The sequence below is a fragment of the Acinetobacter haemolyticus genome, from assembly GCF_900406815.1.
GTDB lineage: Bacteria > Pseudomonadota > Gammaproteobacteria > Pseudomonadales > Moraxellaceae > Acinetobacter > Acinetobacter haemolyticus_A.
This window is the reverse complement of sequence record NZ_OVCN01000003.1, coordinates 71,191-86,809: the sequence shown is the minus strand read 5'-3', so window position 1 is coordinate 86,809 and position 15,619 is coordinate 71,191. Positions and strand designations below refer to the sequence as shown.

The 15,619-nt window shown below is 37.9% G+C and carries 14 protein-coding genes; 8 read left to right on the top strand and 6 right to left on the bottom strand.

Going from position 1 to position 15,619, the window contains the following annotated elements; translation table 11 throughout:
- Positions 1–6: 6 nt before the first annotated feature.
- Positions 7–1,167 (bottom strand): hypothetical protein, encoded by a 1,161-nt coding sequence (locus DK207_RS02940; protein WP_004639458.1) that lies wholly within the window; start codon positions 1,165–1,167, stop codon positions 7–9.
- A gap of 265 nt (positions 1,168–1,432) precedes the next feature.
- Between DK207_RS02940 and DK207_RS02935 the strand changes: the two genes are divergently transcribed.
- On the top strand, positions 1,433–1,909 hold the full coding sequence (locus tag DK207_RS02935) for a DUF2147 domain-containing protein (protein WP_005090061.1): 477 nt from the start codon (positions 1,433–1,435) through the stop codon (positions 1,907–1,909).
- Between the two features lie 160 nt (positions 1,910–2,069).
- On the top strand, positions 2,070–2,543 hold the full coding sequence (locus tag DK207_RS02930) for a DUF2147 domain-containing protein (protein WP_004639455.1): 474 nt from the start codon (positions 2,070–2,072) through the stop codon (positions 2,541–2,543).
- Positions 2,544–2,623: 80 nt separating this feature from the next.
- Here the strand turns inward: DK207_RS02930 and DK207_RS02925 are convergent, their stop codons facing one another.
- On the bottom strand, positions 2,624–2,881 hold the full coding sequence (locus DK207_RS02925; protein WP_004639454.1) for a hypothetical protein: 258 nt from the start codon (positions 2,879–2,881) through the stop codon (positions 2,624–2,626).
- 416 nt (positions 2,882–3,297) lie between these two features.
- Between DK207_RS02925 and pepN the strand changes: the two genes are divergently transcribed.
- The 5 genes from pepN to DK207_RS02900 all read left to right on the top strand — a co-directional run bounded on the left by pepN (position 3,298) and on the right by DK207_RS02900 (position 10,754).
- The gene (pepN, locus tag DK207_RS02920; protein ID WP_109439907.1) at positions 3,298–5,904 is read left to right on the top strand and encodes an aminopeptidase N; all 2,607 of its coding nucleotides are present in this window, start codon (positions 3,298–3,300) and stop codon (positions 5,902–5,904) included.
- A gap of 132 nt (positions 5,905–6,036) precedes the next feature.
- Positions 6,037–7,416 carry an L-serine ammonia-lyase gene (locus DK207_RS02915; protein WP_109439906.1) on the top strand — a complete coding sequence of 460 codons (1,380 nt, stop codon included), beginning with the start codon at positions 6,037–6,039 and terminating at the stop codon, positions 7,414–7,416.
- Positions 7,417–7,553: 137 nt separating this feature from the next.
- Positions 7,554–8,243 (top strand): dienelactone hydrolase family protein, encoded by a 690-nt coding sequence (locus DK207_RS02910; protein ID WP_109439905.1) that lies wholly within the window; start codon positions 7,554–7,556, stop codon positions 8,241–8,243.
- A 69-nt stretch (positions 8,244–8,312) separates the two neighbouring features.
- Positions 8,313–8,735: an RDD family protein gene (locus DK207_RS02905; protein ID WP_109439904.1), complete on the top strand. Its 423-nt coding sequence runs from the start codon at positions 8,313–8,315 to the stop codon at positions 8,733–8,735.
- A gap of 189 nt (positions 8,736–8,924) precedes the next feature.
- Positions 8,925–10,754: a monovalent cation:proton antiporter-2 (CPA2) family protein gene (locus DK207_RS02900; protein WP_109439903.1), complete on the top strand. Its 1,830-nt coding sequence runs from the start codon at positions 8,925–8,927 to the stop codon at positions 10,752–10,754.
- Positions 10,755–10,798: 44 nt separating this feature from the next.
- On the opposite strand, the gene DK207_RS02895 is transcribed toward DK207_RS02900, so the two are convergent.
- The 4 genes from DK207_RS02895 to DK207_RS02880 all read right to left on the bottom strand — a co-directional run bounded on the left by DK207_RS02895 (position 10,799) and on the right by DK207_RS02880 (position 14,857).
- Positions 10,799–11,971, bottom strand: coding sequence for a benzoate/H(+) symporter BenE family transporter (locus DK207_RS02895; protein ID WP_109439902.1), 1,173 nt, complete (start codon positions 11,969–11,971; stop codon positions 10,799–10,801).
- Positions 11,972–12,140: 169 nt separating this feature from the next.
- Entirely contained in the window at positions 12,141–12,788 is a 648-nt protein-coding gene (leuE, locus tag DK207_RS02890; protein ID WP_109439901.1) for a leucine efflux protein LeuE, read from the bottom strand.
- 77 nt (positions 12,789–12,865) lie between these two features.
- A complete protein-coding gene (gene tal, locus DK207_RS02885) occupies positions 12,866–13,855 on the bottom strand; it encodes a transaldolase (protein WP_109439900.1) in 990 nt (329 codons plus the stop codon).
- Positions 13,856–13,969: 114 nt separating this feature from the next.
- Positions 13,970–14,857, bottom strand: a complete 888-nt coding sequence (locus DK207_RS02880) for a LysR family transcriptional regulator (protein WP_109439899.1) — start codon at positions 14,855–14,857, stop codon at positions 13,970–13,972.
- Between the two features lie 88 nt (positions 14,858–14,945).
- Between DK207_RS02880 and aceI the strand changes: the two genes are divergently transcribed.
- Complete coding sequence (aceI, locus tag DK207_RS02875) at positions 14,946–15,374, top strand: chlorhexidine efflux PACE transporter AceI (protein WP_109439898.1); 429 nt, start codon at positions 14,946–14,948, stop codon at positions 15,372–15,374.
- The last annotated feature ends 245 nt before the right edge of the window (positions 15,375–15,619 follow it).

The following is a 15,619-nucleotide window of genomic DNA, read 5'->3' as shown; positions in this document are numbered from 1 at the left end:
AAAGCTTTAACGGGTGAAATAGTGGTCTTGATGTTTGCACTGACGACAAATGAGGGAAACATAATCTGTAGCATCGTACTCAACCACGAGGTCATTAGAACCACAATACATGCAGCGTTTTACCGAATAAAAATTTAAACGAGGCTCTATTTTTCGCCATGATTTCCAAATTGGTTGAATAAAGATCTTTTCATCGTAGCCAAGAAATTTAAACAGTAAAATTTCACTCATTTTACTTAAAGGGATATTATGTGGTCTGGGTAATGTTGAGGTTTCCCATCGTTCAGTCACTGAACGTTCGCGGTATTGTTCCAATGTTTTCTTTAATAAATTGGTGTTAATAAATTTATCATTTCTTGGCTGTAAAGCTTTTTGTTTGTACAAATATTCGAGTGCTGTTTGAATTAGATAATAGATCTGACCGATGGCTAAACTATCCATAAGTCGAAAGCAAAAACTTTGAAAAGGGCGACTACCTGCAATTTGAATCCCCCATGTTCGGCAATAAAATTGCATAAACTGAACAATCTCTTGGTATAAAACCAAATACATTGCATCTTTTACTTCGTCAGTTGTTTTAAAGGGTATGCCTAAACTAAGATTTTCATAAAACCAGTTACGTAATTGTTGAGCAACACTATATAAACTAGGATCAGAATAACCATCTAAACGAATATTTAAATAGTAATGTCCTGTCTCAATACCTGAATCTTGTGGTTTTAAAACACCGAGTTTGAGCAAGCTTTGAAGTAAATGGTTTTGGAATAAATAGTTGGGCGTAAAATGATGGAATTTAATATTTTCCCAATGAATGATTTCATCATGTTGTACATCTTCACGCGCATAATGGTCGAGTAAACTCAGTAAAAATAATTTATGTAAAAAACTGAGCTGATTAAGGCTATAAATGACTTCATCTTTGGTACTGTATTTACGTTGTTCTTGTAGGCGAGTTTGTTGTGTTTGTTTCTTTCTTGCAGCAGTACATTGAGCACAATGGCAATTCAGTTTACTTTCTTGCTGAAAAACGCGGTGTTGGCAGTGACTGCATTCGTGAAATTGTAGCTCTTGAGTATATTGTTCAGCTTCAACCCAATACATTGATGCTTGACACAATGGGCAATGGCTACTTTCATCTAACTGTTTTTGTAGAATCTGTAAATCCATTGATTAAGTCGTCTTAGAAAAAATATATTATACATTGCTGGCACATGAAGTGGTGCAAAGAATCGTTGAGAATGAGTCTAGATGTTTAAATTTTAAGGTGGCTGATTGTGAATGTAAACCTTGTTTTGGTAATGTTTAAATATGTGATTTAATTCAAATTTATAAAGAATAAAACTGTGAAATATCCATGATTTTTTATTGACCATATTGATGCATTGTAATAAAAATGTAGGCCCAAAGGATTGCTAGGGATAAAGGAGCCAATATGCAAAAAAAAATCCTCATGAATGGAGTCGTGGGAATCTCTCTAGGTTTATTAACTACACTTACGATTGCGTCAACACCAGAAGGCTATTGGAAGAGTATTGATGACCGTACAGGTGAACAGCTTTCAATTGTTGAAGTGAAAAAAAAGACTGACGGAACTTATACAGGTACGATTGTTTATCGATATCCTGTGCCTGGTGGTGGTACGTTGTTGACCAATTGTGTTAAATGTCCTGAACCATTTAAGAATAAACCAATTTTAGGTCTGCAAATCGCGTGGGGTTTGAAACAAGATCCTCAAAATCCAAATCAGTATATTGATGGTCGTGTTCTTGAACCAAAAACAGGAAATATTTACAAAGGTAAAGCACAACTCAGTGCAGATGGTAAACGTATGCGGATGCGCGGTTATATGGGAATTTCTGCCTTAGGACGTACGCAAGTCTGGATTCGTACTGATAGTCCAAATCCTTAAATTAAAATTTATGAATTACACTGTACGTATTTGATTGTTGAAAATTTTATAGAGTCAAGTACTGGGGCGTACAGTGTAACTGCGCTATAAATATGCTATTTTTTTAATATTAAATCTATAAAACATGACTAAGTAATTTTTTAACGGGGAAAATATAAAGATGTCAAATCATGTATTCATGAAAGGAATCATGGGGCTTTCTATTGCATTTTTAACGGCGACAGCTTCTGCTGCATCGATCGAAGGATACTGGAAAAGTATTGAAGAGCGCACAGGTGAACAACTCTCCATTGTCGAAATTCGAAAAGGTGATGATGGGCGCTTTAATGGGAAAATTGTTTATCGCTATCCAAATGCACATGGTATCGCTTTGACCAACTGTACCAAATGCCCAGCACCGCATACCAATAAACCTTTACTTGGATTGGAAATATTGTCTGGATTTAGACAAGATCCGAATAATTCTAATGCCTATATTGACGGTACAGTTTTAGAGGCGACCAGTGGTCGAATTTATAAAGGTAAAGGTGTCGTATCGGGCGAAGGTAAACGTTTACGAATGCGTGGCTATATGGGGGTATCTGCGCTTGGGCGTACGGTTGTTTGGATTCGGACCAATAGCGGAAATCCGTAAATTGCCAAATACTTTGAAATTCTAGTTTGAAAAAACCTCAAATCAGAGGCTGATTTGAGGTTTTTTTATTGAGTTAAATGTTAAACAGGGCATGGTAAGTTTTCGTCCTCTTGTCCAATTTTTTTTGCGGCAATAAGCGCTTGTACTTTTTTACTCGGTACTTTCTCTTTTCCTAGGGCATCGTAAGTATTCACGATATTGGTTACTTCTAATGTCGTCAGTTCAATTCCCTCTGCTGTTAGAAAAACAGAAATCACATGATGGTCAATACCTGCTTTCGCAAGATCATGGATTGCTTTAATGTTTTCGAGACGATAAAGGTGTGCTTTCAATTCCATAGTCGTAGCCCTCGCTTGTTATTTTATTTACCTACATTGGCATAATTGATTAAGCAATAACCGTGCACAAAATGTAAAACAAATAAAAAAAATGTAAATTAAGCGATGAAAAGCAGTTCGGTCTGTCACTTTTATTTAAGAATAGAAAACTATGTTGTAATTTTGTCTAAATGATCGGCTGATTGAAGCGAATATATTTGAAATTGAATTATTTCAACCCAATAAAATTCTTAAACTCGTGTCTGGCATTAAAGACAGGCTCTGATAGTTGGCGTATGATCGGTTGAGATGTACTAAATAATTTTCTAATACGAAATATTTAGACCAAACGGCATAATTTGTGCAAATTGATGACGCAACCAGAAGTCTTACCAACAAGACCGTTGACATGAAATTATGAAAGATAAGGAATACTGATGAATATCGCGGCGCAACCTCCTGTACAAACGGATCAAACCATTTATTTAAAAGACTACCAAAAACCATCGTTCTTGGTTGATTCGGTTCACTTGGACATTCAAGTTTATGAGGACCATACCATTGTTGATTCAACGCTTGTAATGAAGCGTCAAAGTGCTGGTTCGTTGATCCTTCTAGGTCGTGATTTAGAATTAAAATCGATTCAGCTCAATGGTCAAACATTAAACTCTGATCAATATGAATTAGACAGTGAACAACTGGTGATCGCAGATGCACCAGATGAGGTCATATTACAAATTCAGGTGATCATTCATCCTGAATCAAATACTCAACTAGAAGGCCTTTATAAAGCGGGTGAGTTGTACGTTACTCAAAATGAGCCTGAAGGTTTTCGTAAAATTACGTTTTATCCAGATCGCCCAGATGTACTATCTGTATTTACAACTCGTGTTGAAGCGGATAAGAAATATCCTGTGTTATTGGCAAATGGTAATTTGCTGGAAACTGGCGAGGTGAATGAAAATCGCCATTTCGCAATTTGGCAAGATCCAACCAAAAAACCGAGCTATTTATTTGCTTGTGTAATTGGAGATTTGGCTGTACTCAAAGACCGCTATACCACTATAGAAGGTCGTGATGTCGCATTAGAAATTTATGCAGTAGAAAAAGATATTCCAAAATGTCACATTGCAATGGAAGCGTTAAAGCATTCAATGCGTTGGGATGAAGAGCATTATGGTCGTCCATATGATCTAGACAATTATATGATTGTTGCCGTGAGCCAGTTCAACATGGGGGCGATGGAAAATAAAGGTTTAAATATCTTCAACACCTCATGTGTGCTTGCAGATGAGGAGTATACGACTGATGCGGCCATCATGCGTGTGCAGTCAGTCATTGCACATGAGTATTTCCATAACTGGACTGGTAACCGTATTACTTGTCGTGATTGGTTCCAGCTCTGTTTAAAAGAAGGTTTAACCGTTTTCCGCGATCAGTCTTTTTCTGAAGATTTACAGTCAGCAGCAGTACAACGTATTGATGATGTAGCAGTGTTAAAATCGCATCAATTCCCTGAAGACGCGGGACCTCTGTCTCATCCTCCACGCCCAGATCATTTTGTTGAAATTAATAACTTCTATACGGCAACGGTTTATGAAAAAGGCGCAGAAATTAACCGTATGATGGCAACCCTATTGGGTAAAGATAAATATCGCCAAGGTACGGATGAATATTTCCATCGTCATGATGGTCAAGCTGTCACTGTGGAAGATTGGGTTTCTGCACTTAGTGCAGGTTCGGGTGTCGATTTATCCAATTTCCTGACGTGGTATAACCAGCCAGGCACACCGAAATTGGAAGTTAAAGGGCAATATGATGCAGCGACACAAACCTATCGTTTGAGTTTTAAGCAAGGTTTAAAAGCACATCCGAAATATCCGAATTTAAAAGCAGTCCCGATTCCTGTTGCTTTAGCCTTGTTTAATACAACTTCTGGTGAGCAATATACTCTGCACAGTGCCGATCTATTTGTAAATGATGTAAAAGATGGCATGTATTTGTTTGATCAAGATGAAGCGACGATTGAATTTACGGGTATTACTGAGCAGCCCGTGGCTTCATTGCTGCGTAATTTTTCTGCACCAGTGAATTTGGTATTTGATTATTCAAATGATGATCTTGCATTCTTGATTCAGCATGAAACTAATGGTTTTAATCAATGGCAAGCAACCCAGACGTTATTAGAACGTATCTTATTGGAAGATCATAAAGCTGATACTTATATTGAGGCCATTAAAAATACGCTGCCTGAATTGGTAAATAAAGATCCACTACTTGCTTCTCGATTATTTGATGTTCCAAGCGAAAATTATTTGGGTAGTCGAATCGATCAAGACTATGAACCAGAATTAATTCATGAAAAACGTGAAGCTGTTTTGAACCGTTTAGCACGTGAACTTGGTCCTTTCTGGAAAGAAACATATTTATCATTGGACCCAGACATGCAAAAAGAATTTTCTTTGGCAATGGGTGTTCGTGCATTGAAAAACATCATGTTGAGCATGTTGGCACGTCAAGGTGATAATTCTGTTTTCGACTTGGCTTATGAACAATACCAGCAAACAAGAAATATGTCGGAACGTCTTGGGGCGCTACGTGTATTAGTTTGGAATGATGCGCCACAAGCGCAAGCAGCGCTTGATGACTTCTACAATCGTTTCAAAGATGAAGCCTTGTCTTTGGATCAATGGTTTATGATCCAAGCTTCTCATCCTTGCGCGACCGCAGAAACCATTAGATATCTAACTCAACATGTCGATTATGATTTAGGTACACCGAACCGAATCCGTTCTGTCAGCGGTGCTTTGGCAAATAATCCAGTGAATACGTGGAGTTTTGGTGTTGATCATTTTATTGAATTAGCAGCCTATCTAGATGAAAAAAACCCAATTTTAGGTTCACGTTTATTACAGGTACTTTCTCGTTGGTATACGTTGATCGAGCCTCAGCGCGGTCATGTACAACAAGCATTAAAAGCCTTACAGCCAAAAGTGAAATCTAAAAATGTGTCAGAAACTTTGAATGCATTATTAAGCATTTAAGCGTTAAAATTTTCTATAGCCACAATCGTCATAGTACGGTTGTGGTTATTGTTTTTGGTTTTCTTTTTTTATGGAATTGCCCATTGAATAAAAATTATAAAAATATGAAGGGATAGCAGAGGACAATAATATATGGCGCTGAGCGTATTTGATCTTTTTAAAATTGGTGTTGGGCCTTCGAGTTCACATACGGTTGCACCGATGAGAGCAGCATATCGCTTTACTCAATCACTTAAGACCCAAGATATTTTAAATAAGGTGACTAGCGTACAAATTCTTTTATACGGTTCATTGTCTTCGACAGGTGTGGGACACGGTACAGATCGAGCGACGATATTGGGTTTAATGGGGAATGATCCTGAAACGATTGATATTCCTCATAGCCAAATACAGTTAGATCAGGTGTTGCAATCCAGCAAGTTGATGTTGGATGGCACCCATGCAGTGCATTTTGATCCTAATCGAGATATTGTTTTTATTGATGAGGCTTTACCGTACCATCCGAATGCGATGACGATAACAGCATTAGATTCTGAAGAAAAACAGCTCTATTCAAATACTTATTACTCAATTGGTGGTGGGTTTATTATTGATGAGAGTCAGGTAGATCAAGGGAGTTTTGTGGAAGATCAAACCATCGTCCCTTATCCATTTCAAAGTGCTAAAGAACTATTGGCATTATGCCACACACATCAATGTAGCGTTAGTCATTTGATGCTAGAAAATGAAAAAAGTTGGCGTAGTGAGGCTGAAATCCGTGCCAAAATTATGCAAATTTGGCAAGTGATGCAAGATTGTATTCAAAGTGGTTTGCAACATGAAGGTGTTCTGGCAGGTGGTTTGAATGTGAAACGCCGTGCGAAAAACATTCATCAACGGTTAATAAAAAAAGAAAATGAGAATTTAATTGCGACCACATTCAACGCAATGGAATGGGTGAATTTATACGCGCTTGCGGTCAATGAAGAAAATGCCGCAGGAGGTCGAGTGGTCACCGCACCTACCAATGGTGCGGCTGGAATCATCCCAGCGGTGTTATCTTATTATGTTAATTTTTCTAAAGATGAGTCTGAAGATACCATTGTGAGATTTTTCTTGAGTGCCGCGGCAGTCGGTATCTTATGTAAATTGAATGCATCTATTTCTGGTGCCGAAGTTGGATGTCAAGGTGAGGTGGGTTCCGCATGTGCGATGGCATCGGCAGGTTTAGCAGAAATCTTGGATGGGACACCCGAACAGGTTGAACATGCTGCTGAAATCGGATTAGAACATAATTTGGGATTGACCTGTGATCCTGTGGGAGGTTTGGTGCAAGTCCCATGCATTGAAAGAAATGCAATCGCTGCTGTAAAAGCAATCAATGCAGCTCAAATGTCATTACATGGGGATGGTGATCATTTTATTTCATTGGATAAGGTCATTCAAACTATGAAAGAAACTGGCAAGGATATGTCTGATAAGTATAAAGAAACTTCAAAAGGGGGATTGGCAGTCAATTCGATTGAATGTTAAAACCGAGTTTTCTTATCTAAACAGAAAGCCTAACAGATATGATGAAAAGGGATGTTAATTAAACATCCTTTTTTATTTGACAATTGTTATTGTCATAAATAATATGAGTGAGAATTAATCAATATAGATATGAGAAAATGGAAATAAAAACAATTACATTACCAACTCGTCAGATCGAGGTTGAAGTTTATGCACCAACCCAAACGACTGAAAAACTTCCAGCGATTTTGTTACTCCATGAATTATATGGTGTGATTGATGCTTATCGCGAAGATGCTCAAGACCTTGCCAATCGTGGATATCTAGTTTATGTACCGAATTTATATTCGGGTGGCGCTGTTAAATATTGTATTCGTGCAATGGTTGCGAAAGCGGGGCGTACCAATGCCGCTGATAGTGATGTAAACAAAGAAATTCATGTGTTATTGGATCAGTTAAAGGGGGATCCGCGATCAAATGGTCGCTTAGGTATGTTAGGTCAGTGTTTAACAGGTGGTTATGTCATTCAAATGGCAAAACGGGAAGATATGTTGGCACCTGTTGTCTATCATCATTCTATTGGAATTGAAGGTGCAGGCGTCCCTAAAACCGAATCTTTGGATGAAATTCGGTTGTTACAAGGACATTGGTCAGAGCAATTTGATCCATTTTGTCCTGCTAAAAAAAGAAATAAACTGATTCAACAATTAGGCGATCGTGTAGAAGCATATACTTACCCAATGCCACACGGTTTTCGTACCGTTTGCCGGAATCGGCCAGAGTCGGCATTGGTTTGGCAACGTACAGTTGATTTTTTTGACCGTGAATTAAAACAAAATTCAAGATAAATGTTATAGTGTTTGCTGAAAAAATATCTCTAATCATTGACTTTTTATAAACAAAATAGAGAGGGGAATATGTCAGATAAATATGAATATGCGGGATTTTGGATACGTTTAGGTGCAGCCATTCTTGATACGATTCTTATTTTAGCGGTTTTGATTCCATTAATGATGCTGTTAACTCCAAATGTTACGGAGAACTTAGCAAGTACAAGTTGGTCTTGGACGGATTGGCTCGGGCAGATTTTATCGGCTATATTTTATATATTCTGTTGGGTTAAATTTGCAGGTACGCCAGGTAAGCGCTTATTACGTCTAAAAGTTCTCGATGAGCAAACAGGTCATCATATTTCAGTAGGTCAAGGAATTATCCGTTATATTGGTTATATTCCAGCAACATTGGTATTTTTCATTGGTTTGATCTGGATTGCTTTTGATCGTAAAAAACAAGGTTGGCATGACAAAATGGCGAAAACTGTCGTTGTTCGTGAACTATAATCTTAGAATACCTAGGGCGATATGTGTTTGTCACAAATTCGTCCAACTTTTTAGAACAATAATGTAATAAATTAAATTGTGAATGGCCGTCGACAACGAATGGAATAAGAAGCATTGTCCCATAAATGATATATAAGTCTTGGATTGTTTCGAATAAAATAGAAAGATATTGATAACAATGAGAATAGTATGAGTTCAGAAGCTCACTCAATCAGTTTAATTGCACCTGTTGTTTTATTGGCAGCCGCTGTTGTCGCAGTCCCCATCTTTAAAAGAATTGGATTAGGCTCTGTATTAGGATATTTAATTGCAGGTCTAGTTATTGGTCCATTTGGTTTTGCTTTTTTTAATGATTCAGCCTCAATTTTGCATATTGCCGAACTTGGTATTGTGATGTACCTGTTTGTGATAGGTTTGGAAATGCAACCTTCACATTTATGGAGTTTAAGGCGGGAAATATTTGGTTTAGGCAGTTTACAAATTTTAGTAAGTTCCTGTGCGTTGACAGGTGTCGGAATTCTTTTCGGTTTCCCATGGCAAGTTGCGTTTATTGCTGCTACAGGTTTTGTCCTGACTTCAACTGCGATAGTAATGCAGTTATTAGGAGATCGTGGAGATATCGCTCAACCACGTGGGCAAAAGATTGTCTCGATTCTATTATTTGAAGATTTGTTAATTGTACCTTTACTTGCGCTTGTTGCGTTTATGGCTCCCAATCATGTGGTGGAAAGTACCTCAGCTCGATTTGAAATGATCGGTATTGGTTTACTTGCTATTGCTGGCCTAATTGCAGCGGGCTATTGGTTGTTAAATCCATTGTTTAGACTCTTGGCAGCTGCAAAAGCGAGAGAAGTGATGACAGCCGCAGCACTTTTGGTGGTATTAGGTGCTGCATTAATCATGCAAGTGAGTGGGTTGTCCATGGCAATGGGAGCTTTCCTTGCGGGTGTGCTGTTATCAGAATCTACATTCAGGCATCAAATCGAAGCCGATATTGAGCCGTTTAGAGGGATTCTGCTAGGGTTATTCTTCCTCGGCGTAGGGATGTCACTGGATTTATCTGTCGTAGCTCAAAACTGGCAACTGATTCTGTGCGGTGTTTTAGCTTTGATGTTTGTGAAAGCTTTAATGATCTATATTGTGGCTCGTATTACTAAGAGTTCACATACTGAGGCTTTAGATCGGGCTTTACTCATGGCACAAGGGGGCGAGTTTGCTTTCGTGTTGTTTGCCGCGGCAGTAAGTGCACAAGTGATTGATAATACAACTCGCTCAAATCTTACGGCAATTGTTGTACTTTCTATGGTGCTGACTCCAATTATTGGGATCGTGTTTAAACGTTTTACCGAAACCAAAGACTCAATTTCATTGGAAAATGTCAATATAGCGGAAGGTTTAAGCGGCAGCGTTTTAATGATTGGTTTTGGTCGATTTGGACAGGTTACCAGTCAATTGCTATTGGCACGTGGCGTAGATGTGACCATTATCGACAATGATATTGATATGATTCAAAACGCTGAAAGGTTTGGTTTTAAAATTTATTATGGTGATGGAGCACGTTTAGATATTTTGCATGCATCAGGTGCTGCAACAGCACAAGCGATTGTCGTGTGTGTGGACAGCAAAGAAACAACCAATAAAATCGTTGAATTGGTTGGACATGAGTTTCCATTAGCAAAGCTACTGGTCAGATCTTATGACAGAGAACATTCGCTTTACTTGGTGAAACACAAAGTCGATTATATGATTCGTGAGACTTTCGAATCTGCGATTAAATTTGGTGGTGTGATCTTAAAAGAGCTTGGTGTTGATCAAGAGGAAGTAAGACGTATTAGCAATGAAATTCGTGATCGGGATGAGGAGCGTTTTGAAACCGAAATTGCTGCCGATGATGTTTATGCAGGTGTCGGACTACAATACACCCATGCACAACCAAGACCGACTGCGCCATTGATCCAACCGCAACAAGTTGGACGTATTTTAAATGATGACGAAGCTCAAAAAGATCTAGATAAATAAAACTCAATGCTCCATCGTGTAAGAGATAAGCCTTAAGTTTTGACTTAAGGCTTATTTTTCAATTTGAAGATAATTAAAACGACGATTCCAAGAATTAACCCCCAGAAAGCAGAACCAATCCCCAGAAATTGCACACCAGAAGCGCTACATAAGAAAGTAAGTAAAGCTGCTTCACGTTCTTCTACATTGGCAAAAGCAACAGCAATGTTATGGCTAATCGTGGCAAAAAGAGCTATACCTGCAAGTGCTACGATGAAAATTTGTGGGAATGACATCAACAAACTTACTAATGTTGCCGCAAAAAGCCCCATCAAAATATAAAATAAACCACAACTAATGCCTGCGATATAGCGTTTGCTTGGGTCAGGATGCACTTGATCATCCAAACTTACTGCTGCACTGATCGCTGCTAAATTTACCGAAAAACAGCCAAATGGTGCAAAAACAGTATGTGCGACACCAGTCCAACCAACAAGTTGATTGACATGTGGATGATAGCCATAGCTTTTAATCATGGCGATGCCAGGTAAATTTTGTGAAGTCATATTGATCACAAACAAAGGTAAAGCCAAGCCCAGAATTGCAGACCATGAAAAGGAAGGTTGCATCCACACGGGTTGCGTTAAAGCCCAAGAGATGGGTGCCAGTTGAAAACTGATAAATAACGGACAAATCGCAGCGCCTAAAATAACTGTTAGCACAATGCTATAGCGCGGGAATAAACGTTTTGAGAGGAGATAAATGGCTAACATACTGAGGATAAACCCCAGATGGGTTTCTAAACTGCTAAAGATTTGTATACCAAATTTTAACAGGATTCCCGCAAGCATGGCACAGGTCAGGCTTGCTGGTATATGAGCCAATAATCTTTGAAAAACACCAGAGAAACCCACAACCGCAATTGCAATGCCGCAGATGACGAATGCACCGATGGCTTCATATAGATCATAATGTCCTGTAGATGCAATTATTAAAGCTATACCAGGCGTAGACCAAGCTGTAGCGACAGGATATTTATATTTCCAAGATAACACTAAACCCGAAAGTCCGATCGCTAAACCCAATGCCCAAAACCAAGAGCTAATTTGTGCAGTATTTGCACCGAGGGATTGTGCACCTTGTATAACCAATACTGCAGAAACACTAATACCAATGAGAAAGGTGATAAAGCCAGCGAATACAGCAGGAATTGAAAAATCTTGGGTCAGACGTTGCATCTATATATCTATTATTGATTAGAAATTTATTGAAAAGTATACCGTTTATACAACTTAAATCGTAGTTCTAAGATGATTGAATAAATTGATCATTTGATTAAAAAAGATGGAGAGGGAACATGAACGAACCCAGTGCTCCCCACTGTAATCAAAATAGATCTAGGATTGATTAGATCGTTGAAGTTGCAAGTCTCAAACCAAATCCAAAAAATAGGATACCCACTAAAAAAATACCACCTGCTGCCAGTTTATAATTATGTTTAAAGAAACCCGCTAATTTTACCCCAGAGAAAATTAGTGCAGTGAGATAGCTAAAGCTGACGATTTGTAGAATGAGTGCCAATACCAAAAAGCTTATCATCGGATAGGAATAACTTGGCTCAACAAATTGTACAAAGAAAGATAAGAAAAACAAAATTGCCTTTGGATTCAACAAGCTAATACTAAGTGCCGTTCGATAGGGATGAACTTTGTCTAATTGAGGTAAATCAGCTAACTCTGCATGATGGGTTGGTTTCTTCCATGTTTGATAGGCATTTTGAAGTAATTTAATACCTAAGTAAGCAAGATAACCTGCACCTGTAATTTTTAAAATTACAAACAGAATTGGAAAGGCTTTTAATAAAGAAGCTGCACCTAATACGGTACAAATGATCAAGATAAAATCGCCAGTAAATACCCCACAAGCAGCCGCGTAACCAGTACGTATACCATAACGTGAGGCGACAGACATTACATAGATAGAGTTAGGGCCGGGTAATAAAACAATTAAAATCGCACCAATAATATACGTGGTTAAATCTGTGATACCGAACACGATGAACTCAATAAAAAAAAAACCGACCTTCACTAATATAGCAAAAATCGGTTTTTAATAGGTGAAAAATCAGCTAATTATGGGCTAATTTCAGCATCAACACCAAAAGATTGACGGAGTAACAAACTTAATTGATTTCGGGCTTTGATAAAACCGTCAATTCCACCTTGCAGTAGTTGGAATGCCATTAAATCCTGCTCAAGCTCAGCCTTGAAGCTTTCTTTAGTTTGTGCCGAGCGCTCGATTTTTTCAGCCTGATGTGCTGCTTCTACACTAAGTTGAGCTTCAACATTTTGTTGGTCTTGTTCTAATTGTGCCAATAAATTTGGTGCAATCGTGAGTAAATCACAACCTGTCAAGCCGAGCACTTGTGCTGTGCTGCGGAAACTTGCTCCCATGACTTGCGTTTGAATACCTTGTTGCTTGTAATAGTTATATATTTTTATTACGGAAAGTACGCCAGGATCTTTCTCGATAGGATAAGCATCAACGCCTTCTGCTTTTTTGTACCAATCCAGAATACGTCCCACAAATGGAGAGATGAGCGTAACGTTTGCATCTGCACAGGCTTGTGCCTGATGTAAACCAAACAATAAAGTGAGATTACATGGAATACCTTCTGCTTCTAAAACTTTAGCTGCTTGTATTCCTTCCCATGTTGAAGCGATTTTAATCAAAATACGTGATTGTTCGATTCCATAGTCTTGATAGAGCTTTGAAAGTTCACGAGCTTTAGCAATGGTTGCCTCAGTATCATATGAAAGTAGAGCATCGACTTCTGTTGAAACCCGGCCATCAATTAACTTTAAAATCTCAACACCAAACTTAACAGTTAAAATATCAATTGTACGCTCGATGAGCTCATTTGCTTCATAACCTTCTTTTTTAGCTTGTAAATAGGCATCTTCGATGAGTTCTTTACTTTCTGGTTGTTCAGCTGCTGCTGTGATTAATGAAGGATTTGTTGTTGCATCAAGTGGACGAAATTTCTTAATTGCTTCAAGGTCACTACTATCGGCTACAACGGTTGTAAAATTCTTTAATTGATTTAATGCGGTTTGAGTCATTGATATAACGTTCTTAGTTTAACAAATATAGTGGTATTTTTATTTATAACACACAATTCAAGAAAGCAAAGTATCACTTCTTATCAGAAGTTTTATTGTTTGATGGATGTATTGTTAGTTATTCTGACGTTGTTGACGGATGTGCTCTATAAGAAACCTTGCAGCAGCGCCGAGTTCACTTTCTCGACTCCAGACAAGATCCACATAATATTCGAACTTTGGCGTGAAATCATATAGCTCCAAAATTTTCAATTTTTTCTTTAACTCAGGATTTTCATTAAACATTTCTAAGGGGAGAACACCCCAACCCAAATTTCGAACAATCATCATACAAGCTGAATAGTGGTTGTCGGTACGCCAGTAATCTTTAGCAAAAAGTAATTCAGGTTTAATCGTGTTATCTCGGCTCGCTACTACGATTTGACGGGTTTGAACCATTTGCTCAAAAGATACTTGTTCAAGGTGAGCAAGCGGGTGAATATTTGAGATAACAGGTACTAAGGCCTCTCTTTTAAGTTCAACAAACTGCTCACGACTGTCTAATTGTTCACGCTCAAACATCAAAGCCAGTTGTGCTGACTGATCCAGCAACATCTGTAAAGCATCTTCTTGGGGAGCAGAGACGATATTAATTGCGAGACTTGGAAAGTTTTGTTCAAGCAGAGTAATGTAATCAGTCCAATTGGTGTGCAATAGTTCTGAAACGACCACAATATTTAACGTGGACTCTAAGCCTGTACTAAGTGCATGAGCATGTTGTTTCCATTGATTCATTTCAATGAGCAATTGTTGTGTTTTTTCATACAGTACCATTGCTTCAGCGGTAGGGTTCGGTTCACGTCCAACTCGATCAAATAAGTTGAGATTTAAATCAATTTCAAGGTTGGCAATCGACATGCTTACCGCAGAAGGAACTTTGCCTAACTTACGTGCCGCTGCCGAAAATGAACCTGTCTCAATGACGGTTTGAAACATGATGAGTTGTTCTTGATTAATATTCATCTGTCAAAAAAACTGAAAGAACCTGATTGGATTAATCAAAATTATAAAAATAAAATGGCAAATATCCAAACAAGAGAGTGTTATAGAAATGTTGATTTCCAAAAGAAGACTCATTCATGCGATTGTCTATGAAGTGATTTTATTGGTCATCATCGCAATTGCGTTAAGTTTTATTTTTGACATGCCAATGGAAGTAACAGGAACTTTAGGTGTGTTTATGGCGGTTGTTTCAGTAATTTGGAACATGATTTTTAATAATTACTTTGAAAAAATTGAGCATAAATACAATTGGGAAAGAACCATTCCAGTGCGTATTTTGCATGCAGTTGGATTTGAAGGTGGTTTGTTGATTGCTACCGTCCCAATGATTGCTTATATGATGAATATGACGATCGTTGAAGCATTTATTTTAGATATTGGTTTAACCTTATGTATTTTGGTTTATACCTTTATCTTCCAATGGTGTTATGACACTGTAGAAAATCGTTTCTTCCCAAATGCAAAATTTGCATCATGATGGGGATGAATGAGAAAAAGCACTTTCTAGACTTTTTAGAGAGTGCTTTTTTAGAGTGATATAGGTTGAAATAAATTCTAATACGTCTTTTTAAAAAGCGTAAGGTAATAAAAATTGAGTATCTCTTATATAGAATTTTTTATAAAAAATAGGCTTAATTCACTTTAAATTGTTGCTTGAAATTTGATTGTATGGGCAAGAAAAAAAGTTTTTTGAGTCAAAAAAAGTTGAAATTGAAGATATAA

Bases quoted from the DNA above. Each gene is read 5' to 3' on its own strand.
- DK207_RS02940 (WP_004639458.1), bottom strand. From the start codon at position 1,167: ATGGATTTACAGATTCTACAAAAACAGTTAGATGAAAGTAGCCATTGC.
- DK207_RS02935 (WP_005090061.1), top strand. From the start codon at position 1,433: ATGCAAAAAAAAATCCTCATGAATGGAGTCGTGGGAATCTCTCTAGGT.
- DK207_RS02930 (WP_004639455.1), top strand. From the start codon at position 2,070: ATGTCAAATCATGTATTCATGAAAGGAATCATGGGGCTTTCTATTGCA.
- DK207_RS02925 (WP_004639454.1), bottom strand. From the start codon at position 2,881: ATGGAATTGAAAGCACACCTTTATCGTCTCGAAAACATTAAAGCAATC.
- pepN (WP_109439907.1), top strand. From the start codon at position 3,298: ATGAATATCGCGGCGCAACCTCCTGTACAAACGGATCAAACCATTTAT.
- DK207_RS02915 (WP_109439906.1), top strand. From the start codon at position 6,037: ATGGCGCTGAGCGTATTTGATCTTTTTAAAATTGGTGTTGGGCCTTCG.
- DK207_RS02910 (WP_109439905.1), top strand. From the start codon at position 7,554: ATGGAAATAAAAACAATTACATTACCAACTCGTCAGATCGAGGTTGAA.
- DK207_RS02905 (WP_109439904.1), top strand. From the start codon at position 8,313: ATGTCAGATAAATATGAATATGCGGGATTTTGGATACGTTTAGGTGCA.
- DK207_RS02900 (WP_109439903.1), top strand. From the start codon at position 8,925: ATGAGTTCAGAAGCTCACTCAATCAGTTTAATTGCACCTGTTGTTTTA.
- DK207_RS02895 (WP_109439902.1), bottom strand. From the start codon at position 11,971: ATGCAACGTCTGACCCAAGATTTTTCAATTCCTGCTGTATTCGCTGGC.
- tal (WP_109439900.1), bottom strand. From the start codon at position 13,855: ATGACTCAAACCGCATTAAATCAATTAAAGAATTTTACAACCGTTGTA.
- DK207_RS02880 (WP_109439899.1), bottom strand. From the start codon at position 14,857: ATGAATATTAATCAAGAACAACTCATCATGTTTCAAACCGTCATTGAG.
- aceI (WP_109439898.1), top strand. From the start codon at position 14,946: ATGTTGATTTCCAAAAGAAGACTCATTCATGCGATTGTCTATGAAGTG.